Origin of the sequence: Celeribacter neptunius (assembly GCF_900113955.1) — a bacterium.
Taxonomy (GTDB): domain Bacteria; phylum Pseudomonadota; class Alphaproteobacteria; order Rhodobacterales; family Rhodobacteraceae; genus Celeribacter; species Celeribacter neptunius.
The window spans coordinates 1-26,996 of the sequence record NZ_FORH01000005.1 but is presented as its reverse complement, the minus strand read 5'-3'; the positions used below and the strand labels follow the sequence as shown (position 1 = coordinate 26,996).

25 protein-coding genes, 1 tRNA gene and 1 rRNA gene are annotated in these 26,996 nt (G+C 60.7%); 13 read left to right on the top strand and 14 right to left on the bottom strand.

Annotation, left to right across the window (positions count from 1 at the left end; all coding sequences use genetic code 11):
* Positions 1 to 107 precede the first annotated feature (107 nt).
* Positions 108 to 923 (bottom strand): IclR family transcriptional regulator, encoded by an 816-nt coding sequence (locus tag BM151_RS13020; protein ID WP_090061175.1) that lies wholly within the window; start codon positions 921 to 923, stop codon positions 108 to 110.
* 191 nt (positions 924 to 1,114) lie between these two features.
* Here BM151_RS13020 and BM151_RS13015 point away from each other — a divergent pair, with 191 nt between their 5' ends.
* The 9 genes from BM151_RS13015 to BM151_RS12975 all read left to right on the top strand — a co-directional run bounded on the left by BM151_RS13015 (position 1,115) and on the right by BM151_RS12975 (position 9,420).
* Positions 1,115 to 2,047, top strand: coding sequence for a cupin domain-containing protein (locus tag BM151_RS13015; RefSeq protein WP_090061174.1), 933 nt, complete (start codon positions 1,115 to 1,117; stop codon positions 2,045 to 2,047).
* Positions 2,048 to 2,099: 52 nt separating this feature from the next.
* Entirely contained in the window at positions 2,100 to 3,092 is a 993-nt protein-coding gene (locus BM151_RS13010; protein WP_090061173.1) for a TRAP transporter substrate-binding protein, read from the top strand.
* A 75-nt stretch (positions 3,093 to 3,167) separates the two neighbouring features.
* Complete coding sequence (locus tag BM151_RS13005) at positions 3,168 to 3,749, top strand: TRAP transporter small permease (RefSeq protein WP_090061172.1); 582 nt, start codon at positions 3,168 to 3,170, stop codon at positions 3,747 to 3,749.
* Complete coding sequence (locus BM151_RS13000) at positions 3,749 to 5,020, top strand: TRAP transporter large permease (protein ID WP_090061171.1); 1,272 nt, start codon at positions 3,749 to 3,751, stop codon at positions 5,018 to 5,020. The genes BM151_RS13005 and BM151_RS13000 overlap by 1 nt, the downstream gene beginning before the upstream one ends.
* An 8-nt stretch (positions 5,021 to 5,028) precedes the next feature.
* Positions 5,029 to 5,958 (top strand): 3,5-dioxohexanoate:acetyl-CoA acetone transferase, encoded by a 930-nt coding sequence (kce, locus tag BM151_RS12995; protein ID WP_090061170.1) that lies wholly within the window; start codon positions 5,029 to 5,031, stop codon positions 5,956 to 5,958.
* A gap of 3 nt (positions 5,959 to 5,961) precedes the next feature.
* Complete coding sequence (locus tag BM151_RS12990) at positions 5,962 to 6,744, top strand: NAD(P)H-dependent oxidoreductase (protein WP_090061169.1); 783 nt, start codon at positions 5,962 to 5,964, stop codon at positions 6,742 to 6,744.
* The gene (locus BM151_RS12985; RefSeq protein ID WP_245781207.1) at positions 6,695 to 7,657 is read left to right on the top strand and encodes a DUF6282 family protein; all 963 of its coding nucleotides are present in this window, start codon (positions 6,695 to 6,697) and stop codon (positions 7,655 to 7,657) included. Before BM151_RS12990 ends, BM151_RS12985 begins: the two co-directional genes overlap by 50 nt.
* 15 nt (positions 7,658 to 7,672) lie before the next feature.
* The gene (locus BM151_RS12980) at positions 7,673 to 8,425 is read left to right on the top strand and encodes an HpcH/HpaI aldolase family protein (protein WP_090061167.1); all 753 of its coding nucleotides are present in this window, start codon (positions 7,673 to 7,675) and stop codon (positions 8,423 to 8,425) included.
* 353 nt (positions 8,426 to 8,778) lie between these two features.
* On the top strand, positions 8,779 to 9,420 hold the full coding sequence (locus BM151_RS12975) for a hydratase (protein ID WP_143093100.1): 642 nt from the start codon (positions 8,779 to 8,781) through the stop codon (positions 9,418 to 9,420).
* On the opposite strand, the gene BM151_RS12970 is transcribed toward BM151_RS12975, so the two are convergent.
* The 9 genes from BM151_RS12970 to BM151_RS12930 all read right to left on the bottom strand — a co-directional run bounded on the left by BM151_RS12970 (position 9,407) and on the right by BM151_RS12930 (position 18,749).
* Complete coding sequence (locus BM151_RS12970) at positions 9,407 to 10,780, bottom strand: amidase (protein ID WP_245781206.1); 1,374 nt, start codon at positions 10,778 to 10,780, stop codon at positions 9,407 to 9,409. The two genes, BM151_RS12975 and BM151_RS12970, sit on opposite strands and share 14 nt — an antisense overlap.
* Positions 10,753 to 12,069, bottom strand: coding sequence for a TRAP transporter large permease (locus tag BM151_RS12965; protein ID WP_090061164.1), 1,317 nt, complete (start codon positions 12,067 to 12,069; stop codon positions 10,753 to 10,755). The genes BM151_RS12970 and BM151_RS12965 overlap by 28 nt, the downstream gene beginning before the upstream one ends.
* A gap of 17 nt (positions 12,070 to 12,086) precedes the next feature.
* Positions 12,087 to 12,641: a TRAP transporter small permease subunit gene (locus BM151_RS12960; RefSeq protein WP_090061163.1), complete on the bottom strand. Its 555-nt coding sequence runs from the start codon at positions 12,639 to 12,641 to the stop codon at positions 12,087 to 12,089.
* Positions 12,642 to 12,707: 66 nt separating this feature from the next.
* Positions 12,708 to 13,742: a TRAP transporter substrate-binding protein gene (locus BM151_RS12955; RefSeq protein ID WP_090061162.1), complete on the bottom strand. Its 1,035-nt coding sequence runs from the start codon at positions 13,740 to 13,742 to the stop codon at positions 12,708 to 12,710.
* Between the two features lie 60 nt (positions 13,743 to 13,802).
* Positions 13,803 to 14,567, bottom strand: a complete 765-nt coding sequence (locus tag BM151_RS12950) for a maleate cis-trans isomerase family protein (protein WP_090061161.1) — start codon at positions 14,565 to 14,567, stop codon at positions 13,803 to 13,805.
* On the bottom strand, positions 14,564 to 15,970 hold the full coding sequence (gene hydA, locus BM151_RS12945; RefSeq protein ID WP_425429553.1) for a dihydropyrimidinase: 1,407 nt from the start codon (positions 15,968 to 15,970) through the stop codon (positions 14,564 to 14,566). The genes BM151_RS12950 and hydA overlap by 4 nt, the downstream gene beginning before the upstream one ends.
* Entirely contained in the window at positions 15,967 to 16,713 is a 747-nt protein-coding gene (locus BM151_RS12940) for an aspartate/glutamate racemase family protein (protein WP_090061160.1), read from the bottom strand. Before BM151_RS12940 ends, hydA begins: the two co-directional genes overlap by 4 nt.
* A gap of 317 nt (positions 16,714 to 17,030) precedes the next feature.
* The gene (locus BM151_RS12935) at positions 17,031 to 17,726 is read right to left on the bottom strand and encodes a GntR family transcriptional regulator (protein WP_090061436.1); all 696 of its coding nucleotides are present in this window, start codon (positions 17,724 to 17,726) and stop codon (positions 17,031 to 17,033) included.
* Between the two features lie 84 nt (positions 17,727 to 17,810).
* On the bottom strand, positions 17,811 to 18,749 hold the full coding sequence (locus tag BM151_RS12930) for a LysR family transcriptional regulator (protein WP_090061159.1): 939 nt from the start codon (positions 18,747 to 18,749) through the stop codon (positions 17,811 to 17,813).
* Between the two features lie 101 nt (positions 18,750 to 18,850).
* Here BM151_RS12930 and uraD point away from each other — a divergent pair, with 101 nt between their 5' ends.
* The 4 genes from uraD to BM151_RS12910 are packed head-to-tail and all read left to right on the top strand — an operon-like array spanning position 18,851 to position 22,199.
* Entirely contained in the window at positions 18,851 to 19,408 is a 558-nt protein-coding gene (gene uraD / locus BM151_RS12925; RefSeq protein ID WP_177213137.1) for a 2-oxo-4-hydroxy-4-carboxy-5-ureidoimidazoline decarboxylase, read from the top strand.
* Positions 19,409 to 19,424: 16 nt separating this feature from the next.
* The gene (locus BM151_RS12920; protein ID WP_090061158.1) at positions 19,425 to 20,417 is read left to right on the top strand and encodes a TRAP transporter substrate-binding protein; all 993 of its coding nucleotides are present in this window, start codon (positions 19,425 to 19,427) and stop codon (positions 20,415 to 20,417) included.
* Between the two features lie 4 nt (positions 20,418 to 20,421).
* Positions 20,422 to 20,922 carry a TRAP transporter small permease gene (locus tag BM151_RS12915; protein WP_090061157.1) on the top strand — a complete coding sequence of 167 codons (501 nt, stop codon included), beginning with the start codon at positions 20,422 to 20,424 and terminating at the stop codon, positions 20,920 to 20,922.
* Positions 20,919 to 22,199 (top strand): TRAP transporter large permease, encoded by a 1,281-nt coding sequence (locus BM151_RS12910; RefSeq protein WP_090061156.1) that lies wholly within the window; start codon positions 20,919 to 20,921, stop codon positions 22,197 to 22,199. Before BM151_RS12915 ends, BM151_RS12910 begins: the two co-directional genes overlap by 4 nt.
* Positions 22,200 to 22,444: 245 nt before the next feature.
* Here the strand turns inward: BM151_RS12910 and BM151_RS12905 are convergent, their stop codons facing one another.
* The 4 genes from BM151_RS12905 to rrf form a co-directional block, all read right to left on the bottom strand.
* On the bottom strand, positions 22,445 to 24,919 hold the full coding sequence (locus BM151_RS12905) for an autotransporter family protein (RefSeq protein WP_177213136.1): 2,475 nt from the start codon (positions 24,917 to 24,919) through the stop codon (positions 22,445 to 22,447).
* A gap of 108 nt (positions 24,920 to 25,027) precedes the next feature.
* Positions 25,028 to 25,870, bottom strand: coding sequence for a helix-turn-helix domain-containing protein (locus BM151_RS12900; RefSeq protein WP_090061154.1), 843 nt, complete (start codon positions 25,868 to 25,870; stop codon positions 25,028 to 25,030).
* A gap of 861 nt (positions 25,871 to 26,731) precedes the next feature.
* Positions 26,732 to 26,808, bottom strand: a tRNA-Met gene (locus BM151_RS12895).
* A gap of 55 nt (positions 26,809 to 26,863) precedes the next feature.
* Positions 26,864 to 26,978, bottom strand: a 5S ribosomal RNA gene (gene rrf, locus BM151_RS12890).
* Positions 26,979 to 26,996: the final 18 nt, after the last annotated feature.

The following is a 26,996-nucleotide window of genomic DNA, read 5'->3' as shown; positions in this document are numbered from 1 at the left end:
ATAAAGAGGCCAATTCCTGGTAGGACCTAGAGAGCCGTTCTAGCTTATCAACACCTCCGCCAAGGAATCAGCAAGTCTTGCGGCGATGGTCAAAAGGTTTTGAATCCTCAACTCTCCCACACGTAATTGGGGCAACCGAGTTGGGTTGATATGCGCTCGGCGGCCTCAGAAACGGCCCGTATCTGCATAGGATCAGGCGGAGTTTCGATATACTGCGTCAGACTGACGATTGCGATCGTCGCAACCGCGGTCCGGTCTGCATCGAAAATCGGGCAAGACAACGCATTCAGTCCCAGCATGGCTTCGTTTGGTGCAGTCGCCCAACGTTGATCGCGAACCGTGTTGATATGCGCCCAGAATTCATCTCGGTTCGTGATGGTGAACTGCGTGGCAGCCGGCAACTTTGAGGGGATCAATGCCGCGCGGTCCTTGTCAGACATTGCCGCCAGCGCGACTTTGCCTTGTGCTGAATTTGTGAATCCCAGCAACGAACCGGGCCGGACACCCACTTCGATCTGCATGTTGCCGGCCAGCGTGTTGAGGATACGGATGCCGTCTTGTTCGACCCGTCCAAGGCTAACAGCATGCCCGGTAGCATCCCGAAGCGCACGCATGTGTGGCAGGGCCACGGATGACAGGTCAGCCGATCCTGACGCAGCCTTTCCCAGAGCGATCAGCCGTGCGCCGATTCGGTAGCGTTCGGTTTCTTCGGATTGCGAAATGTAACCTAGGGACACCAGTGTGCGCAGATGCCGGTGAATCCGGCTTTTGGTGGTTCCCAGCGCCGTCGCCAGCGCGGTCACACCAATGTCGGCGTCTTTATCCGCAAGTGTTTCAAGTATTTGCAACGCCATCGCAACACTTTGGATCACATCTGCTTTGTCATCATGCCCCGATTTCAAATCGCCATGCTCCTTGCTCATTGTCCGCAACAGTCCGCTTAGAACACATCAGAATGCAATGCTTGACAACGCGGATCGTCGGTATTTATGTTCCATTACAAGAAACATCGTATCGCATAGCGAGACAAAATCAAGAGAAAGAGACGCAAACGTCGGCCATCTTTCAGGTTTTTCACGCGGCCCTTTTTGCCGCCTGCAATAAGGATTGATCCATGTACGACAAATCCGATCCGCGCGCGTCTTTGGCGCCCAAGGCTTCGGCCGGCACAATTGCCCAGACGGGATTGGTTGCGGAACAACAGGAAGGGTATTTCTACGCCTCAGCCCCACTGATTTCAGACGCGACAGGCATGACATGGATGCATCGCGGTCATAACTTCCTTGTGGCCTATACTGAGGCCCAGCCGGGCGCGATGTTCGAGCGCGTTGCGCAAGCGGATGAATATGCGGTGTTGCTGCCTCAGGCTGGTGCCGTGATAACATGGGGTGGCACACACGAAGACGTCCCCGGCAACAGTCTTGCCTTTGTGCCGCCCGGTGACAGCACAGTGACACTGCCCGGGGGCGGTGTTCTGGTGCGGCTTTTTTCCACGCAAAACACTGATCTGGCCGAGGCCTGCGGCAACGCACGCGCTTATGATGCGCCCCGCCCCCATATCCCGCCGTTTCAACCGTGGCCTGAACCCACAAGTGGTTGGAAAATCCGCGCCTACAGTCTGGATGTGCCGTCTGAAGAAGGCCGCTTCGGCCGCATCTTTCGATGCACCACGCTGATGATCAATGTGCTCGAACCCTTTGATGGCCCCCGCGACCCTTCCAAGATGTCGCCACATCATCACGATGATTTCGAGCAGGGATCTTTGGCACTGAACGGCGAGTTCACCCATTATCTGCGCTGGCCCTGGACCAGCGATATGGCCGATTGGCGCGAGGATATGGCGATTGAGATGGCCTCGCCCTCGATGCTGGTGATCCCGCCGCCGGTCATCCACACCACGCGCGCGACGGCGCCCGCCAGCAATGAGCTGGTCGATATTTTCAGCCCTCCGCGCATGGATTTCTCAATGAAACCGGGCTGGGTGCTGAATGCCGAAGACTACCCTATGCCCGAGGATCAGCCTGCAGGACGAGACGAACGCAGCTGAGCGCATCTCAGCGCGGGAATAGGAAAACACGATCACTTGGGAGGAGAAACCGATGATCACGAGAAGGACTCTTTTGCGCACAGGCACGGCCGCCTTTGTGGGCGCCTTGGCGTCACCACATGTGGCCCGGGCTGCGGGTAAATCCATGAAAATCGCCCATAGCGCCAACGAGGTACACCCAGGGCACAAACTCGCCACCAGCTTTGCCGAGTCTCTCGAAGACCTGATGCCGGGCGCTTTCAACATCAACATTTTCCCCAACCGACAGCTGGGCAGTGACAAGCAACTGTTAGAGGGCACTGTTGCGGGCACAATGGATGTGACTGCCGTGTCTGGCGTGCTGATCCCGTTGGTGACCGGACGCCAGGCAATGAACGCGTGGCAATTACCATTTCTTGTCCGGGATTATGATCACTTTGGCGAACTGGCCTTGGGTGAGGTTGGCCTCAAAATTCAGGAAGATCTGCGTGACGCTGGGCTGATCAGCCTGGCCACCGCGGATACCGGTCAGCGTCACTTTCTGTCGGTCAAGGATCCGGTGACCTCGTTGGAGGATCTGTCTGGTCTGAAAACCCGAATAGTGCCCGTGGCGCTGCATAAACAGATCTGGGAGACGCTGGGCACCGCCCCGGTCGGTCTGCCTTACGGAGAAATTTACGGTGCGCTGGAAACCGGTGTTCTGGACGCTGTTGAAATCAACGTTTCCTCGATGCTGGGCGAGAACCTGTGGGAAGTCGGCAAGAACTTCACTCTGACGGGACATTATCCTTGGCACATGACCACGATCATGTCGGATCGCTACTGGAATTCCCTGAGCAACGAAGAAAAAGCCGTCGTGACCGAAGCCGGACGCCGGTCCGTTTCGGCAACTCTGGACTACGCCAAAACCCAAGACGCCGAGGGGCGTGAGACGCTCAAGGCCAAAGGCGTCGACGTGTTGGAACTTGCCGATCTGGACGTCATGCGCGCCAAGGTGGCGGGCATGACCTCGGAATGGGCGGCAAAGGATCCACTGATCGCCGAATTGGTCGCCGCCGCCGGATAATCGGTTGGCAAAGCAAACAGTGTCTCGCGCGGCTGATGCTGATGTCGCGCAGAGATACATTTTGAAAGGCAAGCTATGACGACTGCTTCCCACCCGAAACCTCCACTTATCATACGCGGCTACTTGCAGACCGTGCGCGTTTTGGCGGGCCTGTGCATGGCGTTGATCGTGGGCATCATGATCGCGCAGGTCTTTGCCCGCTACGTGGTCGGCGATTCCCTGATCTGGGCAGAAGAATTGTGTCGCTACTTATTGATATGGCTGACATTTCTCGTTTTGGGGCTGGCCTATTCGCGTGGAGAGTTCGTCGCGCTGGATTTCGTGCCCACGCTGTTGTCGCCGCGTTGGAAATGGGTGCTCAGCGCAGTGATGGCGGTGCCAATTCTGTTCTTTCTGGGGCTGATGGCGTGGAATGGATATGACTATGCTGCCCGTTTTGATCGCCAGACGATCCCGGCGTTGGATTTTATCTGGGAGTCGTTGACCGGTGCCCCATTGGGCCTATCGATACGCTGGGTTTATGTGTCGGTCACAGTCGGGCTGTCTCTCATGGCTCTGCATGTGATCGCCGATCTGATCGTCCGATTTAGACCGGAATTCCTGAACAACTTTGACCCCAAAGACGCGGCACCGGCCCCGTCAGGAGACCTAAGCTGATGGGCAGTTTTTTCCTCGTTTTTGCCGGGCTATTAGCCAGCGGCATTCCCATCGCCCTTGCTCTTGGTATCGGCGGAACGGTTTACCTGTACCTGTCCGGCAATGGCATGATGGCACTGCTGCTGCCGCAACGGATGATTGCCGGGATCGACCAGTTCGTACTGCTGACCATCCCGCTGTTCCTTCTGGCCGGAACGCTGATGAACGTAGGTGGGGTGACCGATCGCATCGTCAATTTCGCACGCGCCATGGTCGGACACCGGCGCGGAGGGATGTCGTCAGTGTCGATCCTGTCTTCGGGCTTTTTTGCCGGGATTTCTGGCAGCGCCACGGCCGAGGCCTCGGCGCTGGGAACCATCCTTATCCCGACAATGTCGAAACAAGGCATGCCCCCGGCCTATGCGGCGGCGCTGATTGCCGTGAGCTCGGTCATGGGGCCGATTATCCCGCCTTCCATCACCATGATCATTTACGGAGTGCTTTCCGGAGCGTCCATCGGGCAACTTTTTCTGGCCGGTGTGGTGCCGGGAATTGGCATCGCCGTGGGGCTGCTGACCTATGCCAGCTGGCGCGCCCGCCGCGATGGCTTTCCGGTGACGGACAAGATGACGCTGGCAGACCGGCTGACGGCCACACGCCGCACCTTTCCCGCGCTGGTCCTGCCGCTGATCATTCTGGTGGGGATCAAGGCCGGTATCTTTACCCCGACCGAAGCCGCCGCCGTCGCCGTCGCCTATGCACTGGTCATCGGGTTCATCTACAAGGACCTGACGGTCGAGCGCGTCTGGAACGCGCTGATTGCCACAGCACTTGTGTCGGCCTCAATCCTGTTCATCACCTCAATGGCGAGCATCGTGTCCTTTGTCTTTACTCTTGAGCAGGTCCCGACCCTGATCGCGGAAGCAATGCTCCAGATCACCGAGAACCCATGGCTGATCCTGCTATTTCTGAACATTTTCCTTCTGATGCTGGGCATGTTTCTCGAACCGATCTCGATCCTGATCCTGACCATGCCGATCCTGCTGAAAATGCAGGCCCTGATTGGCATGGACCCTGTGCAGTTCGGCACAGTTGTGGTGCTGAACGTGGTGATCGGCATGGCCACGCCACCGGTGGGCATATTGCTCTTTATCGCCTCAGCCATTTCGGGCGAACCGGTTACCCGTGTGATCCGCGAGGCGCTCCCCCTTGTAGGGATCTGTCTGGCCGTGCTGGCCCTGATTGCTCTGGTGCCGCAGCTCACCCTCTTCATTCCCCGCGCCGTGTTCTGAGAGCCGATATGACCAAACCCAAAATCATCATCACCTGCGCTGTCACCGGCGGCATTCACACCCCGTCCATGTCCCCGCATCTGCCAATCACCGCAGAAGAGATCGCCACCGCCGCGCTCGAAGCGCGCGAAGCCGGCGCCGCGATTGTCCATCTTCATGCCCGCAACCCCAAAACCGGACGCCCGGACCAATCGCCCGAACGGTTCGAACCGTTTCTGAAAGTGATCAAACAACGCTCGGACGTGGTGATCAACATCACCACTGGTGGTTCCCCCCAGATGAGCGTGCAAGAGCGCTTGCGCCCCGCCGCAACCTTCCAGCCCGAAATCGCATCCCTGAACATGGGCACGATGAATTTCGGCTTTTACCCCATTCTCGACAAGATGAAGGACTTCAAATTCGACTGGGAAGAAGACTACATCGAAGGGTCGCGGTCGCGAATTTTTCATAACAGTTTTGCCGAGATCGAACATGTTCTTAAGACCTGCTCGGCCAGCGGCACACGGTTCGAGGTGGAATGCTATGACATCGGCCATCTTTATACGCTGCATCATTTTGTCGGGCGGGGCCTGATCGAACCGCCGTTCTTTGTGCAAAGCGTCTTTGGCATTCTGGGCGGGATCGGCGCTCATCCCGAAGACGTCGCCCATATGCGCCGCACGGCGGATCGGCTGTTTGGCCAGGATTATCATTGGTCGGTTCTGGGGGCGGGGCGCCACCAGATGTCCGTCGCCATGCAATCTCTGATCCTGGGCGGGAACATGCGTGTTGGTCTGGAGGATTCACTCTTTGCCAAACGTGGGGAACTGGCTGTCAGCAATGCCCAGCAGGTGACCATGGCACGTGAACTGGCCGAAAGCCTTGGCTTTGAGATTGCCACCCCGGACGAAGCCCGCGCCATGCTGAACCTCAAAGGTGCCGATCGAGTGGAGTTCTAGGCTATGGGGAGCAAGCGCAACATTCTGATTGTCGTGGCCCATCCTGCGCCGGGCTCTTTCAACCATGCCCTGGCCGGTGCCATGGCCGAAGGGCTGCGCGGGGCCGGGCATCAGGTGACGATTTCCGATCTGGCCGCGGAGGGGTTTCGCGCCGATATTGGCCGCCATGACATGCAGGGCATGGCCGACCCGGATCAGTTTCACATTCAGGCCGAACAGGCCCATGCGGCGCGCCAGAATAGCTATGCTGCCGATATCGCCCGGGAGCAGGCGCGCGTGGCCGAGGCCGACAATCTGATCCTGCAATTCCCTTTGTGGTGGGGTGGCGCGCCAGCCCTGATGAAAGGCTGGATCGACCGGGTGCTGAGCTATGGTTTCGCCTATGTCGATGGGCGACGCTTTGACACCGGGGTGTTCAAGGGCCGCCGCGCCATGATCAGCGTCACCACAGGTGGCACGCCCGCGCGGTTCTCGGACACGGGCGTCTATGGCCCGATCGGGCCGTTGTTGACGCCTATCCGCAAACATGCGCTGGAATATATGGGATTCGACGTGGCCTCCCCCGTTGTCAGCTACGGTGTCCCGCGCACGGATGAGACAGCGCGCGCGGCCTATCTGGACGCCGCCACCACAGCCGCGTTGGCTCTTGCCGCCCAGCCCGTTCAGCGTACCGACGATTGGCGCACAGCGCTGGACACCGTGCCCGACCGGGCATGGGCCCGCAAAGGCGGTCCCCGTGACACACCATTTCAAACAGCAACAGGATCGGAAGGCCCTCATGAGTAACATCGAAAACATCGTGACCGAACAGGCCTCAAGGATTGCCGATATCTTGACCGGCGCGGTCGACCCGCATGTGCATTCCGGCCCCTCGATCGCACCGCGCGCGGTGGATCATCTGGAACTGGCGCAGATCTACTCGGATAGCGGATTTTCTGCCATGGTGACCAAAGATCATGACTATTCCGGCGTGATCTGCGCGCAGATGCTGCAGGATCACTATCCCGATCTGAAGACAAAGGTTTACTCGGGCATCGTGCTCAACAATGTTGTGGGCGGGATCAATCCTTATGCGGTCGAACACACCGCAGCCATGGATGGAAGGATCGTCTGGCTGCCGACGCTGGCCGCAGAAAACCATCTGGAATGGGAAAAGACCTCCGGCTGGGTTCATCCGGCCTCGACCCAGAAAATACGCCCGGCCACCGCGGTCCCCCTGTTTGATGATGGTAGGCTGCGACCCGAGGTGCTGGACCTGCTGGATGTCATGGCCGCCACCGGAATGGCACTGGCCAGCGGTCATATTCATGTGTCGGAAACCAAAATCATCTTTGCCGAGGCCCGTAAGCGCGGTGTCGAGCGACTGATTTTCACACACCCCGAGGACATCGTCGGCGCCTCTATGGCGGACACCAAAGAAATCGCCGATATGGGGGCTTATGTGGAACACTCGCTGGCCTTTTTCGTCGAAGGCTCGAAGTTCAGAAACCGAACCGATGAAGAGCTGCGTGAGCATATCGACCTGGTCGGGGCCGAGCGCACAATCCTGTGCTCCGATCTGGGGCAGGTCGGCACGTTGACGCCGCTTGAGGGGTTCCAGAACGGTATCGCCGCTTGTATCGGGCTTGGCTATTCCGACGCGCAAATTCACCAGATGGTCGCCGGAAATGCCGCCGATGTCATCGGCCTAACAGGCTAAAGAGCGGAGCAGAGAATGGCACAAGACCTCAGAGCACGGATCAAGGCCAAAGAGCTGTTGATCGGCACGTTCATCAAGACCCCCGCCCCCCAAAACGTCGAAATCCTGGGGCAGGCCGGACTGGATTTCGCTGTCGTTGATCAAGAGCACGCGCCGATCGGCATAGAACAGATGGACAGGATGGCCCTGGCCTCGCGCGCGGCGGGATTGCCGTTGTTGTCGCGCCGTTGGGGCGCGACGCGGGACTGGATCGCTCCGCTTCTGGATCTGGGGATGGCCGGGGTGATGGTCCCACATGTGATGGACGGCGCGGATGCCGAAACTGTGTGCGATGCAGTACGATTTGCGCGCGGCAAGCGCGGGCTTTCACCGTCCCCCCGTGCCGGAAACTACGGTGGCATGGGGGGGCCTGAGTATCGAGAGGTTTGCGATGCTTCAGGTGTGGTCATGGTGCAGATCGAAGACGCCAGCGCGCTGGATCATCTGGACGAGATCTCCGCGATCGAAGACGTCGACATGATGTTTGTCGGTCCCGCCGATCTGTCTCAGTCGATGCAAGTCGGCTATCCCTCGCCGGAACTGGACGATGCGATCATGCGTATCGTGGCGGCCGGTCAGAAGGCGGACACACCTATTGGCCTCTTCGTCGGAAATGCACGTCAGATCCCGGATTGGCATGCCAGGGGCGTGACACTTTTCGTGTGCGGTTCAGACCAGTCCATGCTTAGAAGCGCCGCGACCCGTCTGGCAGCAATCGAGCGCAGCTGAAACGCACTCAAATTCAGATGAAACATGCGCGTTCCTGGCTTGGTGCCAGGCGGCGGCCGTGCAACATCCCACCGCATGGCGCGGCTTAACGGTGTTTCGCGGCTGCACCACCGTTCGGTGACAGCTCCAGGGCGCCAGACGGACATCTGAACGCACCGAACGCAACAAGCTGTTTTGCGTGGCGCGTAGACTTCGCTGCAATCATTAAGATAATAAAAATCGACAATGCTGAGGTACCAGATAGGAATTCACATGCCTCTTGGAGATGAACAATGATCAATCCTCAAAACCTGAGCACAGAGTTTCTCCGGGCTCACGAGACCGGATCTCGTTTCATCCCGAAGGAGCGCGCCTTGTCGCGCAGCGACATTCTCGACATTCAGTCAGAGGTCATGGCGCCCCTGGGCGATGTCGCCGGGTTCAAGGTGGGACGTCAGCCCGACGGTCCGCCGATCCTCGCTCCGATCCCCGCGCGTTACCGCGTGGCAAACCATGGCAGCCGCGCCGTTCGGGACCGGCTCGGGATCGAGCTGGAAGTCGGATTCGAACTTCTGCGACCCCTGCCCGGCGGCGACCTGCCGGAAGATATCCAAAACTATTTCCGACCCTGCGTCGTGCTGGAACTCGTCGGCACCCGGATCGAAGGCGTCCTGGCGGAGGACCCCGATTACAAATTCGCGGATTTCCAGATCAATGCCGGGCTGGTCAAAGGCAACGATCTGCCCGGTTGGGACGGGTCGGATTTTGGCACATTGAACGCCCGGCTTCTGGCAAACGGCGCCCCGGTGCTTGATGGCGAGACCACGGTGCCGGGCGGCTCCGCACTGGCCAATCTCGCCCTTCTGGTGGCGCATCTCGGCACGCATTGCGGCGGCTTACAAGTCGGACAGGTCGTCATCACCGGCTCGATCTGTGGCCTGCCCTATTTCGGGCCGGGTACGGAGATCGAGGGCGAAATCGAGGGGCTCGGTCGCGTCACGCTCAGCCTGACGTGAAGGCAAACTCCGGCCAGCGGAATGGTGCCACCATGGGCTCGACCAGATCGAGCAACCGCCGCTCGGCGCCTGCCGGGCCGATGAGTTGCATGCCAATCGGCAGCCCCTGTTCCCGGGACGCCGGGAAGGCCACGGCAGGAAGCCCTGCCGCATTCACCCAGCCGGTATAGACCGCATGGCCGCGCGGCCCGACCATATGTCCGTCGATCACCGGCGGATGGCTCTCGCCGGCGGCCCAGGGCTGCGCGGCCGAACTCGGCATCAGGATAGCGTCATAGCCCCAGAGATCGATGGCGGCATGGCGCAGCGCATAGATCGCATCGAGAATGGCATAGAGCTCCGTGGCCGAGACCTCCGCCCCGCGCGCGGCCATGTCGCGGTATTTCGGCGCGGCCGTTCGGGCAACCTCCGGGTCGTCGCGAAAATATCGCGCCAGACCGATCTCCGCGATCCTGGTCCAGCCGGCATTGAGGGCGGAGAGGTCGTAGGGCAGCGGAGCTTCCTCTACCTCATGCCCTTCGACCCGCAAGGCCCGCACGGTCTGTGCGAAAGCCGCGCGGATCTCCGGATCGCAAGGCGCCTCCTCCAGGGTCGCGATGGCGAGGATGCGTGCAGGCTTCTGGGAGTGCCCTGCGCAGCTCCGACCGGTCAACGCGGCGTCGAGCAACCGCAAGTCGCGGATCGAGCGCGCGATGGGACCCACGACTTCGAAGTCGAGAAGCACCTGCGCCAGCCCGCCGCCGCGCGGCACATGGCCGATGCCGGGCTTGAGGCCGACCAACCCGGTGTAACCGGACGGGCGACGGATCGAACCGCCGCCATCGGTACCAAGTCCTGCAGGCGCAAGCCCGGTGGCGATCGCCACGACCACACCGCCGGAAGAGCCGCCCGGAGTCAGGGCCGGATCGAACGGGTTGCGCGTCACCCCAAAGGTGAGATTGTCGGTATAACCCTCGACCGCGAATTCGGGCGTATTGCCCTTTCCGATCACCAAGGCGCCCCTGTCCCGCAGTGCCGCGACCGGGCGCTCATCATGGGCCGCAACACGTTTCGCCAAGGTCGCATTGCCCCAGGCGGCGGGCAGTCCGGCACTGACGAGATTGTCCTTGAAAATGAGCGGCAGACCGTCGAGCGGCCCCGCGGGTGCGCCGAGCGCCCAGCGCTTCGTGGCCGCCTCCGCTTCGGCGCGCAGGGTGTCCGAGAGCGCCGAATAGGCATTCAACACCGGATCAAGAGCCGCGATCCGCGCCAACAGGACCTCGACAAGCGCGCTTGGGTTGCTCTCGCCGCTCGCGAACCGATCGAGGAGCGCGGTGCAATCGGCCTGCCAGATCATCGCATGACGCTTTCCGGCAGCCATGTCGCGATCCCCGGCACGGCGATCAGCAACAGGGTGAAAAGCAACATCAGAACTGCATAGGGCACCGCGCCGCGCACCACATCGGAAAACGGACCGCCATCGGTGCGCACGCCCTGCACCACGTAAAGGTTCATCCCGACCGGCGGGGTGATCATCCCCAGCTCGCTCATCAACACGACGAAGATGCCAAACCAGACCGGATCGATCCCGGCGGCCATGATGATCGGCACGACGATCGGAATTGTCAGCACCTGCATCGACAGCACGTCCATGAACATGCCCAAGACGACATAAAAGACCATCAGCGCCAGCAAGAGCCCCGTGGGGCCAAGCCCGAGGCCCGCCACCCAGTTGGAAATCACCCCGGTGATGCCGCCAAGCGCCAGCGTGACATTGAGGGTGAAGGCCGCCGCGATGATCAGCAGGATCATCCCCGTGGTCTTGGCGGTCTGGCGAAAGCAAGTGTCGAGAAAGGCAAAGCTCAACCGCCCTTCGCGCCAGACGAAAACCAGCGCCACGATGACGGCCAGCGCCGCGCTCTCGGTCGGGGTGGCGATGCCGAGATAGATCGAGCCCATGACGATGGCAAAGACCACCGCCGCAGGCACGAGATGGATGAGCGCGCGCAGCCGATCACCGAGCGGCAGTTTCACTTCGACCTTGGAGGCGTCGGGCAGGCCTTTGGACCGGCGATAAAGGCTCTCAATAATGACGAAAGCCATGAACAGCAGGGTGAGCAGGATGCCCGGCAAGATTCCCGCCATGAACAGCTGCCCGACCGAAACAGAGGCGAGTGAGCCATAGATCAACAGGTTCACCGAGGGTGGAATCAGGATGCCGAGCGTGCCTCCGGCGGCCAGAGAGCCCAGCGAGCGCGCCGGCGCATAGCCACGCTCGCCCAGCGCCGGCAGGGCCACGGTGCCCACGGTCGCCGCCGTCGCCACCGAGGAGCCGGAGGTCGCGGCAAACAGCGAGCAGGCGCCGATATTGGTGTGCAACAGCCCGCCCGGCAGCCGCCCGAGCCACAGCGCCAGCGCACCATACATGCGATCCGCCAGCCCCGAGCGCAGCAACAGCTCGCCCAGAAGGATGAACAGCGGGATCGCGGTCAGCACGTTCTCGTTGGAAACGCCCCAGAGCACCGGCCCCATGGATTTGAGCAACACCGGCCCGTAGAGGATCATGCCCCCCAGAACGCCCAGCGCGACCATGACCACGGCCACCGGAAGCCCGATGAGCAGCAACCCCATCATCACGGTGAAACCGACAAGAATATCGACAATGCTCATGGCTCTGCCCTTTATGCTCAGCGGCCCGAGAGCTGGTCGAGTTCCTCGGCCAGTTCCTCTTCCGCGGTTTTGGGATTGAATGCGTGGATCACCTCATGGATGCGCCCGGCCAGCACAAGGCGCAGTGCGCGCAGCGACAGCCAGAAGGAACAGAGCGCGAAAAGCGCCAACCCGGCATACCAGGCCGCCTGCGGGTAGATCAGCGGCGTGCGCCAGGGTGTCGCGGCGGTAGATTTATAGGCGATTGTGTCCTCGATCACGAACCAGCCGACATAGAGGAAAAACAGCCCGAGCAGGCCCAGGGACAGGACCGCAGCGAAATCGATCCAGGCCTGAAGCCGCAACGGGAACCGCTGATGCACCACATCGATCCGGACATGCGCCCGGTCGATGAGCGCCACCACGAAAGCCGCTGACGCCCCGAAAGCGAGGACATAGCCGCCCAGCTCATCGGCGCCCTGAAGCGAGGTGTTGAACAGTTTGCGCAGGAGCGTCTCGAGCGCCACGAAGCCCGACAAGAAAAGCAAAGCCACGCCGAAAAGGCGCGAAATCCACTGGGCGATCCGGTCCATCTGTCTCTCCTGTCCGGCTGGGAAAGCCGCGCCCGGTTCGAACGGGCGCGGCGGGTTTTCTCGCAATCAGAAATCGTAAGCGGTGCCAACGGTTTCGAGCCAGGAGGCGGAACAGCCTTCGTCCACCGCGTCACAGGCCTCTTTCCACGCCGGGAAGGAGACCTCGGTCACGGCGGTCCCGATCAGGGTGACATCGGCCTTGGACGGTTCAACCAGCGTCAGATCGTATTTCGTACCGGTCTCACAGGTATCGCCACCGGTGTTGCAGGACACGGCATCGACAAACAGCTCCTCGGAATAGGACCAGATATCCGCCGACAACTTGTCGAAGGCGGCCTGAAGCTTGTCCTGATCTTCCGGCGACAGCTTGTTCCAGGTGTCGAGATTGATGCCATAGCCGTTCATCGCCAGCTGGAAAGCGATCGGCATCATGTATTTGCTGACTTCCGGCCAGCCGGCGGAATTGGCCGAGGACGGGCCTGTGATGGCACAGTCGACAACGCCACGCGCCAGGGATTGCTGCACTTCCGGGAAGGAGATCGGCACCGGCGTGCCGCCGACGAGCGAAACAAAATTCGCGAGGTTCTGGTCATAGACCCGCACCTTCAGCCCCTTGAGATCAGCGAGCGAGGCAATCTCCGGCTCACAGAACAGCACCTGTGGACCAAAAGGCCAGACGCCCAACAGTTTTGTATTGAATTTCTCCTGCAGCGCCGCATCGACAACCGGGGCGAATTTCTCGGCGGTGGCGGCGCCGGTGGCGTAATCCGGGTTCAGACCGACGAGGTCGAGCCCCAGAATGGTCGGCTCATCGCGCGAGACCTGAGACAGGCGCAGCGAGATGATGTCGAACAAGCCGTCCTTGAGAATGCGGAGCTGTTCGGTGTCCTTGATCCCGGTGACATCGACCGGCTGATAATCGGCGGAAAAATCAAGCCCGGTTTCGGCGGCGAAATTCTCGAAAAACGGCTGTTCGATGTTCTTCTGGATCAGTCCGGTGGCCACGGGTTGCCCCATGACGCGCAGGCTCTCGGCACTGGCCGCACCGCTCAGGAGCGTCGCTGCGGCCAGGGCCGCGGTGATGGTTTTGGTGACAGTCATAGTCAATCCTCTCTGTTGGGGTCAGGCTCTGATCGGCCCTTTGGGTGTGAAGGTTCTGGATTAGGGAAGGTCGGAAAACCGCTGAAACACGGAGCCCCAGCCGGTCACGCGCGCGGGATCGAGCCCCATTTCACGCATGCAATGTGCCGCCGTGACGGCAATGGAATCGAGCACGGGAATGCCCGTTTCCGCTTCGATCCGTTGCGCCACGGGGGCGCCACGGAAATTGGTACAGACGATGGCGATGGCGTCGGGCTTTGCGGCAGCCACCTGTTCGATCATCGCGCCCACCTGTTCGGGCGGATAGGTCGCGAAGGAATAATTGCCCTTGTCCTCGAGCCGCGCCTCGGCAACGGTCTCGACCCCCTGCGCCGCGTAATTGGCGATGATCCGGGTCTGTATCTCACCGATGTAGGGCGTGACGAGGCCGAGACGCTTGACCTGCATGCCTTTGAAGATCCGATCATAGGCCAGCATCGTCGAGGTGGCGGGCACGCCGGTGACGTGTTCGATCTCGGCACAGAGCGCGCGGTCCTTGTCGAGCCCGAGCCAGGAGGCCGAGGTGCCGTTCCAGGCGATGAGACGCGGATGTGCCTCGGCCAGACGCTCGGCTGCCTCCAGAATCGGCGCATTCTGAAACTGGGTCTGCGAGGCTTCCGACATGGAGATTTCCACCACCCGGAACCGTCCGAAATGCGCCGAGGCCTCATCGCCGAAAGGCGCGAACATCGCCGCCGTATAGGGTTCGAGCGCAGTGTTCGACGAGGGCGTCAACATGCCGACGCGGGCGCCATCGATCAGGGGGGCGGTCACAGAGAAGCTCATAGCAGGACCTCGGGGGCGCTGCGCGCGATATGGGCGCCTGTCGGCACACCCGACACATCGCCCTCGTGCATCACCGTCTCTCCGCGCAGGATGGTACGTACCGGCCAGCCGGTGACAGTGAAGCCTTCCCAGGGCGTATAATCCGAGCCGTGATGCAGATCGTCCTGACGGATCTCCCGGGTCATCTCCGGGTCCCAGAGCACGATATCGGCGTCCATCCCGACCATGATCGCGCCTTTGGTCTTGAGACCGTAAAGCCGCGCGTGATTGGTTGCGGTGATCGCCGCGAAACGTTCGAGCGAGATCCGTCCCTTGCTCACCCCTTCGGAGAACAGGATCGGCAGACGGGTTTCGACCCCGGGAATGCCGTTCGGGATGTTGCGAAAGCTCGTGCGCGCGCCCGGTGCATCCTTGCCCGCCGGATCTGCGAAACGGAACGGGCAATGGTCCGACGAGAACAGTTCGAAATCGCCATTGCAGATGCCGGACCAGATCGCCTCCCAATCGGAGGCTGCCCGCGGCGGCGGCGAACAGACGTATTTCGCCCCTTCGAACCCGGCGCGGTCGAGATCCGCCGCCGTCAGGGTGATGTATTGCGGGCAGGTCTCGGCAAAGACCTTGGCGCCACGTGCCCGGCTGCGCCGGATTTCCTCGAGGCTCTCACCATTCGACACATGGACGATGGTCAGCGGCACATCGGCGATCTCGGCCAGGGTGATGGCACGATGGGTGGCCTCGCGTTCGACCGGCACAGGGCGCGTCCGGGCGTGAAACAGCGGGTCTGTCTGGCCCTCGCGCTCCGCCTTGTCGCGGAGGAATTCGATCGCATCTTCGTTCTCGGCATGCACCATCACCAGAGCGCCCTGCTCTTTCGCCACGGACATCACCTCGAGGATTTCGCGATCCGAAAGCGCCAGCCCCTGATAGGTCATGAAGACCTTGAAGCTCGTATGCCCCGCCGCGATCAGCGCGGGCAGATCCTGACCCAGCGTGACCGGATCGGTCGCCTTGACGATCAGGTGAAAGGACACATCGCAATGGCAGTTGCCCGCCGCCTTGGCATGATATTCCGCCACCGCCACGCGCAGGCTCTGGCCGTCTTCCGGCAAGCAGAACGGCAGCACAGTGGTATTGCCCCCGGCCACCGCCGCCCGAGTGGCGGAGCCGAAATCATCGGCCATCTCGATGCCCGGCCCCGAGGGCTGGGAAATATGCACATGGCTGTCGATGCCGCCCGGCATAGCGATGAGCCCCTCGGCCTCGATGATCTCGGTGGCTTCGCCGAGCGACAGGCCGAGCGCCGCGATGCGCCCGCCGGAAATGCCGATTTCGCAGCGCGCCACACCGGCAGGGGTCACCACGCGCGCGCCCCGGATGATCGTGTCGAAACACACTGGGCTCATTGCACAGTCTCCGTGGCGATGATCTCCGCCAGCGCCGGCGACAATCCGACTGAGGATTTCGCAGCGGGTTTGCAAGTCCGTCCGGCAAATTGCACCTGAAGCGAAGCAAGCGTCATCGCCTGTGCTACGGCGGCCGAAATCGGGTCGATGACGATCGCCGGAACGTCGTCCGCGATCTCTGGCGCCAGCCCGGCGAGCGGCGCGCCGCCCAGAATGACCACATCGGCCCCGTCTTCGCGCACCGCCTGATTGGCCAGATCGACCAGATCGCCACGCAAGTCGGTAACAACCCGCGTGACATCCACCGCACGCGTCTCTGGCGTGCAAACCCCGGTGAAGCGAGAGGCCAGTCCGGTGTCCTCGACGCAATCGGAATACCAGGGCGTCATCAAGGGCGAAAAGGTCACGACCGAGAAGCGCTCGCCCAGCATGGCGGCGGTCATCACCGCAGCTTCGGCCATGCCGACGACCGGCAGATCGAACAACTCGCGCGCGCCAGCCAACCCGGGATCGCCAAAGGCCGCGATCACCACCGCATCGATGCCGTCAAGGTTCTCAGCGATCATCTCGAGCGCGATGCCGCCCGCGATCTGCGCCTCGGCGCGCGAGGCGATATAGGGGAAACCGCGTTGGGCGGTCAGCGGCACGATCTCGGCCCGACTGCCGGCGATCTTGCGGGCGATGGCGGCCATCTTGTCGGTCATCGCAACCGTCATGTTCGGGTTCACAAGGAGAAGACGCATACGGGTTTCTTTCTGTCTCTTTCGCTCTTCTGGCCCGGAACAGATCCGCACCAGAAAAATGGAATGCCATTTTAGATGGCGCAGAGACAGGCGGTCTTTCGAGGCTATTTCTCGAAATATTCGGAATAATTTATGTCATATCCAAAAAACAGGCAGAATTATCGCGCTCGCGCCGCTTTCATAAGCGTCACAAAAACCAAAATGGCATTCCATTTTTTCAAAAGGACAGCGACGCCTCACCCAATCTCTGTGCTCTGGCGTGCAATCCCGGCGGGACGCGCCGGCGCGAATCGCAAGAATGAAGGTCGGATGCGTGTTTAGGCTGGTTCGGACTCGGCGAGCACATCCGCAAGCGTTGCGCCGGTATGCAAAAGATGGGCGCGCCAGATCTGCGCCACCGCCCCGGTATCCCCCTGACGCAGCGCCGCCATCAACGCCTCGTGTTCGGACACCGCTTCGGTCAAACGCTCGGGTCGCATGATGGCGAGGAACCTGCCCCGCCGCGCCCGTGCCATCAGCCGTTTATGGGTCTCGATCACGATCGGATTGCCGCAATGCGCGATGATGAAATCGTGGATTTCCGAATTGGTATCGAAATAATCCGTGTGGCTGCCGATCTTGTGAAAGACCATCATCCGGTCATGCAGCTCTTCGAGTGTTTCGAGCCGGGCCGGAGTGAGCGCTTCGGCGAACCGCTCCGCCGCCAGGCTTTCCAGCACGGCGATGACATCGAAGATCTCGCGCGCCTCTTCCGGCCCGAATTGCAGAACCTGCGCCCCCTTGTTGCGGGAAATGCCGATCAACCCGTCTGCATCGAGCAGCTTGATCGCCTCGCGCACCGGCGTGCGCGACACCGCGAGCTCGGCGGAGATCTTGCGCTCCACCAGACGCGCGCCTGGAGGATAGCTGCCCTTGACGATCCGGTCGCGCAGCACATCGGCGACCCATTGCGCAATCGCGGTGGGTTCGCTCGGTGCTGTATCCTCGATCTGTGGCCCGGTTTCGTCGGTCATCATCTGCTCATCGCTCAATTTGGCATAGCATTTCCCATAGCCGAACCGAGGGCAATAGAAAGATGACGGCTTGCAAGGGCGCACTCAGTGCTGCGCCATCGCCGCCTCGACCTCGGCGAGCATCGCCTGCATGGCTTCGGACAGATCCTGCGCCAGCATGCCGGCAACCCGGGGCAGAACCCGTTGCGCGCTGATCGCGATGCTGATGCTTTGCGGCACGATCTTCTGGCCTTTCACCGGCAGGGCCACCAAACGCCCGTCGAGCAGCTCCGGCGCCACATCGAGCACGGAGGTCAGCGCGACATGCCGCCCTGCCACCACCAGATGTTTCAGAAGCTGTAGCGAATTGGTCACCACCGGCGGCGGGCCTTCGGAAAAGATCCAGCTGTGCCGCGCCTCGAGCATGCGCCGGATCGCCAAAGCCCGGCTCTGCACCACAATGGCATGGCTGTTCACCTCGCTCAACGTCACCTCGCGCCTCGCCGCCAGCGGATGATCCGGGGCCGCGACGCAATGCAGCGGCAGCGGCGTGCTCCAGATCACATGGATATCGCGCTGCGGCCGCAGGTTGAAGGCGATCGCAATGTCTGAACGCCCTTCGGTCAGCGCCGTTACCGCATCATCCGGCGTTGCGACATCGACATCGACCCGGACGCGCGGATAGCGGTCGGAAATCCGGGTCAGGAAATCCGGCACGATGCCGTTCATCAAACTGTCCATCGCGACCAGACGAAAATGGCCGACATCGAGCCCCTGCATCTGCTTCACATCGGACCAAATCCGGTTCTCATCGGCCTGCCAGCGACGCGACAGGAGCACCATCATCTCGCCGACCGGGGTCAGCGTCATGCCCGTGGTGATCCGATCGAAAAGCTGCACGCCAAGGCGATCCTCCAGCAGCTTGATCTGTCGATCGATGGCCGAAGCGGCGATGCCAATGGCCCGCGATGCGGCCTGAATCGAGCCATGTTCGGCCACGGCCTCGACATACTGCAATCCGCGCGGCACCAGATGAAGCGACATTATGCATCCTAATAATTAGTACGATCAATTGCCCACAATATCATGGATTGGAATGGAGAGTTACGCCTAACTTTACTCAACAGCAAAAGAGACCAACGCATATGACACAGACGAGTTCCGCCTTTCTGACAGAGATGAACGCCGCGCCACGCGACGCTGCCCTGCGGATGATCGCGCCGATGGCCGAGCGTTCGGACTGGGTCGCCGAAGCGGTCGTGGATCAACGCCCCTTCGCGGATGACATGACACTGGCCTTGGCTCTGGTCGAGGCGCTGCTCGCCGCTCCCGCCCCCCGCCGCACCGCGATGTTTCGTGCCCACCCTGAGCTGGCCGGGCGTGAAGCCATCGAAGGCTCGATGACCGAAGCCTCAACCGGGGAACAGGGCCGTCTGGGCCTGTTGTCGCTCGATCCCCGCAGCCATGCCCGGCTCTCCCGGCTTAATGCCACCTATCGGAGCCGCTTCGGCTATCCGTTCATCATTGCGCTGCACCGCGTGCCGGATCTCGACACGCTGTTTGCCCGTTTCGAGGCCCGGCTCCATGCCGATCCGGTCGAAGAACATGTCACCACCCTGGCGGAGATCGCCTCGGTCATCCGCGCCCGCACGATCCAAGTTTTTGCGTCCAATTCCCTCCCTCTCGAAACACAAAACATCTGACACACTGGAGTAACTCATGAAACGCTTCCTCCCCCTCCTCGCCACTTCCGTGCTCGCCCTCTCCGCCGTCACGGCAGAGGCCAAGGAAACCATCCGCGTCGCCGGCAATTTCGCGACCGAACATTCCTCCTCGCTCGCCATGGTGAAATTCGAAGAAGAGCTCGAACGCCTCTCCGGCGGTGAGATCGACGTTGACATCTTCCCGGCGCAGCAGCTCGGCGGTGCGGCGGAAAACGTGCAGGCGGTCAAGATCGGCGCCATCGAGTTGATGTGGGTCGGCACCGCCTATCTCACCCGCACCGTGCCCGAGCTCGAAGCCATCGGCTTGCCGTTCCAGTTCGGCAGCCGCGAAGAGGCCTTTGCCATTGTCGACGGTCCCGTGGGCGCGGCGCTCGATACCAAACTGGCCGATGAGGGCATGACCTCGATGGGCTATATGGAGTTGGGCTTTCGCCAGCTCACCAATAACACCCGCCCGATCGAGAGCGTCGAGGACATCGCCGGGCTGAAAATCCGCCTGCAGCCGAACGAGACCCATCTCGCCACCTTCCGCGCTCTGGGCGCCAACCCGGTGGCGATGGACGTCAAAGAGCTCTATTCCGCGCTCGAACAGGGCGTGATCGACGGTCAGGAAAACCCTTTCGCGATCATCAATGTCGCGGGCTATGCCGAGGTGCAAAAATACGTCTCCAACACCGGTCATTTCTTTGATTTCATCTCGGTGATCAGCAACAAGAAATGGTTCGATGGGCTCGACGCCGACACCCAGGCGATGGTGAACGAGGCCATGGCGACCGCGATCGCCTATCAGCGCGAGCTGGCCGCTGAGCAAGACGCCGCCGGCTTGTCACAGCTTGAAGCCAAGGGCATGACCTATACCGAGGTCTCGCCGGAACTGGCCAAGGCCCTGCGCAGCCAGACCGCTGGTGTCGCCGCCGAAACCAAGGCCCGCCTCGACCCGGCGCTGGTGGAGCTGCTCGACGCAGAGACCGCCAAGCTCGGCATGTAAGCCTATGCCGGCTGATCGGCTCCTGACCGCGATCCTGACGCGTGCCGACAAGGGCACGCGTCTCATCGTCATGCTCGGCGCCGCGACGATGATCATTGTCGTCTCGGCCCAGGTGGTGATGCGCTACGTGTTCAACGGCTCTTTCGACTGGGCTGATGAAGTCTCGCGGATCGCCTTTGTCTGGACCACCTTTCTGGCCATCCCTCTGGGTGTTCGCGACGGCAGCCATGTCGGGATCACGCTCCTTGTCGACAGGCTTCCGGTCAGGACGCGCGACCTCATCGCCCGGCTGATGAACCTACTGGCCGCTGCAATGATGCTGGTCGTGTTCTGGACCTCGATCGAGGTCGCCGCCGCCACATGGTCCGAACGCCTCGGCGCGATCAATATGACTTCAAGCGTCTTCTTTATTCCCGTCATCCTCGCATCCGCGCATTCAGCGTTGCACTTGCTACAGAGCGCGCTGAAGCCGGTGCCCCGACATCCAATCGAGGCCGTGTCATGAGTCTCTTTGTTATCATCACCTTTCTCGTCCTCGCCTTTTTCGGAATGCCTCTGGCTTTTTCCCTCGGGGTTTCCGCGCTGGCGGGGCTTTGGATGTCGGGGTTTGACCTGGCGGTCCTGCCGCCGCGGCTGATGAATTCGGTCAACTCTTTTCCGCTCATGTCGATCCCGCTGTTCATGGTCGCGGGCGAGTTGATGCTCAAGGGCGGGATCATGGACCGGCTCATCGGCTTCGCCAACGCTTTCATCGGTCGCGTGCGCGGCGGGTTGGCACAGGTTGCGATCATCTCCGGCGCGGGTCTTGCCTCGGTCTCCGGCGCCGCAGTGGCGGATGCTTCCGCCCTGTCCTCGACCCTCGTGCCCTCGCTGAAAAAGCAATACGGGCTCGGGTTTTCGACCGGCATCGTTGCCGCCGCCGCCAATCTCGGCCCGATCATCCCGCCCTCTGGTGCGATGATCGTCTATGCCTTCATGGCCGGTTCCAGCGTCTCGGTCGGCGGCATGTTCATGGCCGGTGTCGTGCCCGGTCTGATCCTGTTCGCCGCCCTCATGGCCCTGTGCTGGTTCATCGCCTGGAAACGCGATTATCCGCTCGCCGGCACCGAATTTTCCATCGCCAATGTGCTGCGCGAAACCCGCCGCTCGCTTCTGGTCTTCCTGATGCCGGTGGTGGTCATCGGCGGCATCGTGATCGGCGCCTTCACCCCGACCGAAGGCGCCGCCATCGGCGTCTGTTATGCACTGTTCCTGGGCTTTTTCGTAACCCGGAAACTGAGGCTTTCAGACCTGCCCGAGGCGCTATTGACCGCGGCGAAGACCTCGGCGCTGGTCGGGGCGATGATCGCCTTTGCCTCGACCGTCACCTTTCTGTTCACCATCGACATGCTGCCGATGAAACTCGCCGCATTGATGCAGGACATCACAGACAGCCCGTTGCTGTTTCTCTGCCTGATCTCGCTGATGCTTCTGGTGGTCGGCATGTTCCTCGAATCCAATGCCGCCTACATCATGCTGGTGCCGCTGTTTCATCCGATCGCCCTGCAATACGGCATCGACCCGCTGCATTTCGGCTTCATCTTCGTGCTGAACCTGGTGATCGGTATGCTGACCCCGCCGGTCGGTGTAGTGCTTTTCGTCGTCACCGGCATCACCGGAGTCAGGATGGGCGAGTTGGTGCGCGAGAGCTGGCCGTTCATCGCCGCAATGTACGCCGTGTTGCTGCTGTGCATGCTGGTGCCCGGTGTCGTCACCTGGCTGCCCGAGAGGCTTGGCTACTAGGGAAGCAAAAGGGGCGCGTGATTTCGGTCGCGGTGACGCCAGAAAATCCAGACGGTCTTTTGGGCAGTTGCGCGCATCAGCCTCAGCGCTCAACTGAAAGACTGCAATGAGCGATCGCCCCCCTAAAAAATGGCGGGCCCCTACGGCGACAAGTCCGCCATGATCACCCGGGCAATTCCGGCACTGTAGGAGATCTACGGCGAGAACACCCGTCGACCGCCGCGGAACTGCCCAGGCGTTACCTCCTACCAGTTGATGCGCAGACCTGCGGTTGCAGAGAACCCGTTATTTGTCCCGTCGGGCCCGTCCAATGCGGTTCGGTATGAGGCTTCCCCATAGAACATCGTATTCTCGTCCGAGGCGAAGGAGGTGCCAATGCCAACTTCTCCCCAATTCCGCGCCGTCCCCTCGTTCAGATCGAGGCCGGCAACCTGTACGGTACTCCCCTCGGAAAAATCATGCAGGAGATTGCCAATCGCATAGAGCTTCGCGTGGCCACCTGCCGCATCGTCTGAGCGTTCGTATTCATAGGCGAGGCCGAGGCGACCGGTGAGGCCGGAACTGGACCCGAGATCAATCGCGTTACCCTGGCTGTCGGTGAAGGCCGCGCCCCCGACATACCCCTGGCTCATTTGCGCCTGCGGCACCAAAGCCCGGCTCTGATCCAAGGCGAAGCGGTACCCGGTTTCAATGCTGGCGGCATAGGCATTCGCCCTTTCGCCCGTCGCAAGCACCCCGACCGAGGAGGAGGAGAAGTCGCTGCTGATCCATGACACTTGCCCCTGAAGGTCAGCATAGAGGCCATCATTCCCATACCAGGTTGCCGTTGCCCCTATCCCATAGTTACTGGAGCTGACCTTGCCGGCACCGGACGCCATGGACACGCTGGCGTTTTGAGTGCCGTACTGTGCCGTCACCCCGATGACCCACTGGCCGGTTTCACTGGGCTCCAGACGCTCATCCCAGCCAGCCTGCAGGCCCCAGCGATGGTCGGAGATGTTGCTGCCGGAGTTGGTGGCCATGTCGCTGCTGTCGCCATAGAACCGGATCCAGCTCCCTGATGCCGTATCTGATCCGGTCAGTTCGCGTTCCCCCACACGCTGTTCCAGCGTCGGCAAGCGATTGAAACCCGCCAGGATCAACGGCGCCGCCTCATACATCGCGCCAATGCTGTTCAGAGACCCGGCCAACACGAAGGTCCCCGGCTGATAGATCAGGTCGTAATCATAAGCACCGACCGTCAGCGGTCCGCCGGCCAGCACGAAGTCGCCCTCCGCCGTTGCGCCAGTGACATCGACCAGAACCACATCATTGCCCGAGATTGGCCCGCTCGTCACATCATTGACCATAATGGTCGTCGTTCCACCTGTCACATCCCCGTCAATCACCAACGCATCGCCAGTGCCAGAGGCAAGGTCGGCATCGAACAGCAATTGCCCATCGCCGGAATAATCGCCACTGATCGTCAGCACATCGCCAGTCACACCGTCATAAGTCGTGATCGTACCGCTATTGAGAACGGTGCCATTGATATTGTAAACGCCTGCGCCCGCACCGGTGCCGGTAAATTGAGAGGTGCCATCAATCTGCAGATTGCCATTGAGCGTCAGCGCGTCGAGTGCCTCAAGCTCCGAGCCATTGGTCAGGAATACGCCAGAGCCTGTGGCGCCATCAATGCCAACGTCCCAGAGACCATCGGAGATGGTCAGTGCCGTCGCATCGAGATTGGCCACCTCCCAGTTGACGATATAGGTGCCATTGGCGCTCACTGTCAGGCCGTTCAGGTTCAGCGTGTCGCTGTAACCATCGCTCGTATACGCGTCATCGCCACCATCGAGCATTTGTGTACCGTCATACTCAGAGGCCGAGACCGTAACCGTATCGGAGCCGTAAGTCGGGAACCAATCTAGCCCATCGTACCAGTCGCCATCGCCGTAAACGCCAATACCGATCGTACCGCCTGACCAGTTGATCACGTCATCTCCATCATATCCCTTGATCCGCCTTCCCACCGAGCCGCTATAGATGTTGATCGTGTCCCGGTCCTGATCGCCCGAGATTTCCCAAGCCACATGCCCACCGTCCAGGGTGAATACATCATCAACGCCCGTGCCAAAATTCTCGAGGTCTCCGAGAAAAACATTGGAGCCCACTGAACCGGCCACGAGTGTAAAGTTGTCGGAGCCGCCGCCGAAACGGAGATCACCAGCCAGCGTCACATTGGTGAGGTCGAGGATCTGGCTTTCATCACCATTCCCCCAGACGACGCGATTGATCACCGTGCCACTGAGCAGATTGATCGTGTCGACACCGTCCCCTCCGGAGATGTTCCCCACTGTCACCATGCCATCGAGCGTGATGGTATCATTGCCGGTAAAGCCACTGACATTGGCTCCCCCTGGATCATTGGCCGCATCGCAAAGTATTATGTCATCCCCAGCAGTGCCCGCGTTGGAAGGGCTGCACGCCGCCCATGCCGCCCCCGCTCCGCCAGTGATCTCGGAGGGCAAAAGTACAGGCGCGACGGAAAGACCCGCGGCCAGCGCCAGCGCGGAAACGGTAGGCGCGCTGAAAAGCCGTGGAAAGACGACCGACGGCCTCACAAGGGCTGGCGCACAGCTTGCCACCTCACCCTTGTATTTGGTCATCCGTCCGCCGGATAAGATATGGCTGCAAAACATCACTGCGGTGCCATTTTCTGAAAATTCAATTGCACTCATCATTCTACCTTTGTGTTGTTGGTCGCGCTGCCAATCACAGCGCAAGCTCTCACCTGTCATCTGCCTCCAGGAGCAAAGAAAATGCTCCCCACGCCAGTGCCGCGGCTATCACCCCGCAACTCGTCGATGCTCACGGACAACTTCCGTGAGCACAGTTTTCATATCGAACGGAACTTTGGGTTTGCCGGCTCGGCCAGCCACGATGCGCTCCGCGTTCGTCAGAAGCGCGTCGAAGGTGTTTCGGGCCGCCCTGCTGTCGCGCCAGACACCAATCTCAAGACTTCCCGAACGGCCCGTCGAAAACCGAACGGGCAGCGCAAAATGAAGGGTGTCATAGGATTTTATCAGACCAGAATTCGCATGCATTTGCAGGAGTTCGGCGGCATCGCCATTTTGGATAGCCAAGCGCTCTTCCCGAGATGCCTGCTCTGACACCGCATATTGAGAAAGATGTTGGTCTATCTCGTGCGAGAGACACGCTATCAACGCTGCGAGCCCAAGATCGCTATCGATCAGAAGAGCGGCATTGTCAGCGGTATAGGATACGTGCGTGCTTTCGGCGATGCGGAAGTCTCCATGATCGAGCAGCAAACCCACTGCGGCATACATGCCTTTGCAGCCTTTGATGGCGGACAAAAACGGTCCATATTCATTCGCTTCTTTGTAAGCGACGTGGGCGTTCGTGAATGGGTTGCTGGCATTCTCCGTGAGCTCATACTCATTGGTTCCGTGTACCTGCCTGACCCATCCGACTCGAACCAAGGTCTGAAGCGCCCGCCAAATGCTGACACGCGGTATCGCCAGAAGCACGTCGAGTTCCGCAAGAGAAAGCGGCCCTGCGGCCGCAACCGCATGGGCCGTTTGCAGAATACGATCACCAAAATTTGGGCTATTGTCTGCACGCCTTGCTCTGGAGGCCTCAACTCCACTCAACCTACTGTTAACATTCATTATACTTTACCTTCACATCACCGCAGAGGACAGACCACCAGCCCCAGCACCTAGCATTCCGCTTCATATTTGATTTTCTGGTTTTCTGATTTTGAAGCAGATCGTAATAATCTCCGCTGCGCATCCCGCCCATTCCGCGTGGCGGAATGGGGATCTGAAAGCACGACGACCAGCCATCCGCGCCCCCGGATGGTCCAAGGCACCCGCGTGGCCGTGCGAACGGCTGTTGGCACGACCGATCAGGGCAACCGGTGAGGGAATGAGCTGCAGGAGCACCGAGAGATGAACCGCGCCATCTCGCCGTCGCCAAGGCCACGTCTCTTGGGGCACCTCCTGTTTCAGAACAGTCTTGGCCTCGTGTGCTTCTTGTGGCGAACGGTATTCTGGTCATGCCGAGGCCCTCTGTACGTCCCCTTGCCCTCGCCGATTAAATGATCTGTGACGAGGAAGGCCGGGAAAATCCGATGGATTACAATCATCACCAGCGTCACTTATTGGGAAATAAGCGGGGGAATGCTTGGCCTGGAGAGAGCCGTGCGGACCTATGATGCCCAGTTTCTGAAGACAGCCACACTGGAAGAGTTCGGGCATCGCATCTGAGCTAGGGCCATCCGAACTCCGCTTTGATGTGCCCCCACTGAAGTGGTCCGCGGCTATGCTTGGAAAACAGAGGATGCACGATGCGAAACAAGCGATCTAAGCCAGAGGAAATTGTCACGCAGCTACGGCAAGTTGAGGTGCTTGTCGGACAGGGAATGGCGCTGGCTCCGCCCCCTCTGCATCCGTCCCCCCCAAACGCAGAAAGCCGCCCTATGGGCGGCTATATCGTTGATATTATATGGGTATTTAGTTGTTCGACCTTGGTTGCGGGAGTAGGATTTGAACCTACGACCTTCAGGTTATGAGCCTGACGAGCTACCGGGCTGCTCCATCCCGCGCCAGGGTCGACTATATTTGATTTCATCGATTGAGAGATTATTGGCTCTTTATTAGGTTTGGCGGTGACCTACTCTCCCACGTCTTGAGACGCAGTACCATTGGCGCGAACGTGCTTAACGGCCGAGTTCGGGAAGGGATCGGGTGTTTCACTGTTGCTGTGACCACCAAACCGAATAAAGAGCCAAGT

What these genes read in the sequence shown, in the direction of transcription:
- BM151_RS12940 (WP_090061160.1), bottom strand. Translation starts at nt 16,713, where the DNA reads ATGCGTCTTCTCCTTGTGAACCCGAACATGACGGTTGCGATGACCGAC.
- BM151_RS12980 (WP_090061167.1), top strand. Translation starts at nt 7,673, where the DNA reads ATGGCACAAGACCTCAGAGCACGGATCAAGGCCAAAGAGCTGTTGATC.
- BM151_RS12965 (WP_090061164.1), bottom strand. Translation starts at nt 12,069, where the DNA reads ATGAGCATTGTCGATATTCTTGTCGGTTTCACCGTGATGATGGGGTTG.
- BM151_RS12970 (WP_245781206.1), bottom strand. Translation starts at nt 10,780, where the DNA reads ATGGCTGCCGGAAAGCGTCATGCGATGATCTGGCAGGCCGATTGCACC.
- BM151_RS12990 (WP_090061169.1), top strand. Translation starts at nt 5,962, where the DNA reads ATGGGGAGCAAGCGCAACATTCTGATTGTCGTGGCCCATCCTGCGCCG.
- kce (WP_090061170.1), top strand. Translation starts at nt 5,029, where the DNA reads ATGACCAAACCCAAAATCATCATCACCTGCGCTGTCACCGGCGGCATT.
- BM151_RS12910 (WP_090061156.1), top strand. Translation starts at nt 20,919, where the DNA reads ATGAGTCTCTTTGTTATCATCACCTTTCTCGTCCTCGCCTTTTTCGGA.
- BM151_RS12915 (WP_090061157.1), top strand. Translation starts at nt 20,422, where the DNA reads ATGCCGGCTGATCGGCTCCTGACCGCGATCCTGACGCGTGCCGACAAG.
- BM151_RS13005 (WP_090061172.1), top strand. Translation starts at nt 3,168, where the DNA reads ATGACGACTGCTTCCCACCCGAAACCTCCACTTATCATACGCGGCTAC.
- BM151_RS12920 (WP_090061158.1), top strand. Translation starts at nt 19,425, where the DNA reads ATGAAACGCTTCCTCCCCCTCCTCGCCACTTCCGTGCTCGCCCTCTCC.
- BM151_RS12935 (WP_090061436.1), bottom strand. Translation starts at nt 17,726, where the DNA reads ATGACCGACGAAACCGGGCCACAGATCGAGGATACAGCACCGAGCGAA.
- hydA (WP_425429553.1), bottom strand. Translation starts at nt 15,970, where the DNA reads ATGAGCCCAGTGTGTTTCGACACGATCATCCGGGGCGCGCGCGTGGTG.
- uraD (WP_177213137.1), top strand. Translation starts at nt 18,851, where the DNA reads ATGACACAGACGAGTTCCGCCTTTCTGACAGAGATGAACGCCGCGCCA.
- BM151_RS12900 (WP_090061154.1), bottom strand. Translation starts at nt 25,870, where the DNA reads ATGAATGTTAACAGTAGGTTGAGTGGAGTTGAGGCCTCCAGAGCAAGG.
- BM151_RS12905 (WP_177213136.1), bottom strand. Translation starts at nt 24,919, where the DNA reads ATGAGTGCAATTGAATTTTCAGAAAATGGCACCGCAGTGATGTTTTGC.
- BM151_RS13000 (WP_090061171.1), top strand. Translation starts at nt 3,749, where the DNA reads ATGGGCAGTTTTTTCCTCGTTTTTGCCGGGCTATTAGCCAGCGGCATT.
- BM151_RS13020 (WP_090061175.1), bottom strand. Translation starts at nt 923, where the DNA reads ATGAGCAAGGAGCATGGCGATTTGAAATCGGGGCATGATGACAAAGCA.
- BM151_RS12960 (WP_090061163.1), bottom strand. Translation starts at nt 12,641, where the DNA reads ATGGACCGGATCGCCCAGTGGATTTCGCGCCTTTTCGGCGTGGCTTTG.
- BM151_RS13010 (WP_090061173.1), top strand. Translation starts at nt 2,100, where the DNA reads ATGATCACGAGAAGGACTCTTTTGCGCACAGGCACGGCCGCCTTTGTG.
- BM151_RS12955 (WP_090061162.1), bottom strand. Translation starts at nt 13,742, where the DNA reads ATGACTGTCACCAAAACCATCACCGCGGCCCTGGCCGCAGCGACGCTC.
- BM151_RS12950 (WP_090061161.1), bottom strand. Translation starts at nt 14,567, where the DNA reads ATGAGCTTCTCTGTGACCGCCCCCCTGATCGATGGCGCCCGCGTCGGC.
- BM151_RS13015 (WP_090061174.1), top strand. Translation starts at nt 1,115, where the DNA reads ATGTACGACAAATCCGATCCGCGCGCGTCTTTGGCGCCCAAGGCTTCG.
- BM151_RS12930 (WP_090061159.1), bottom strand. Translation starts at nt 18,749, where the DNA reads ATGTCGCTTCATCTGGTGCCGCGCGGATTGCAGTATGTCGAGGCCGTG.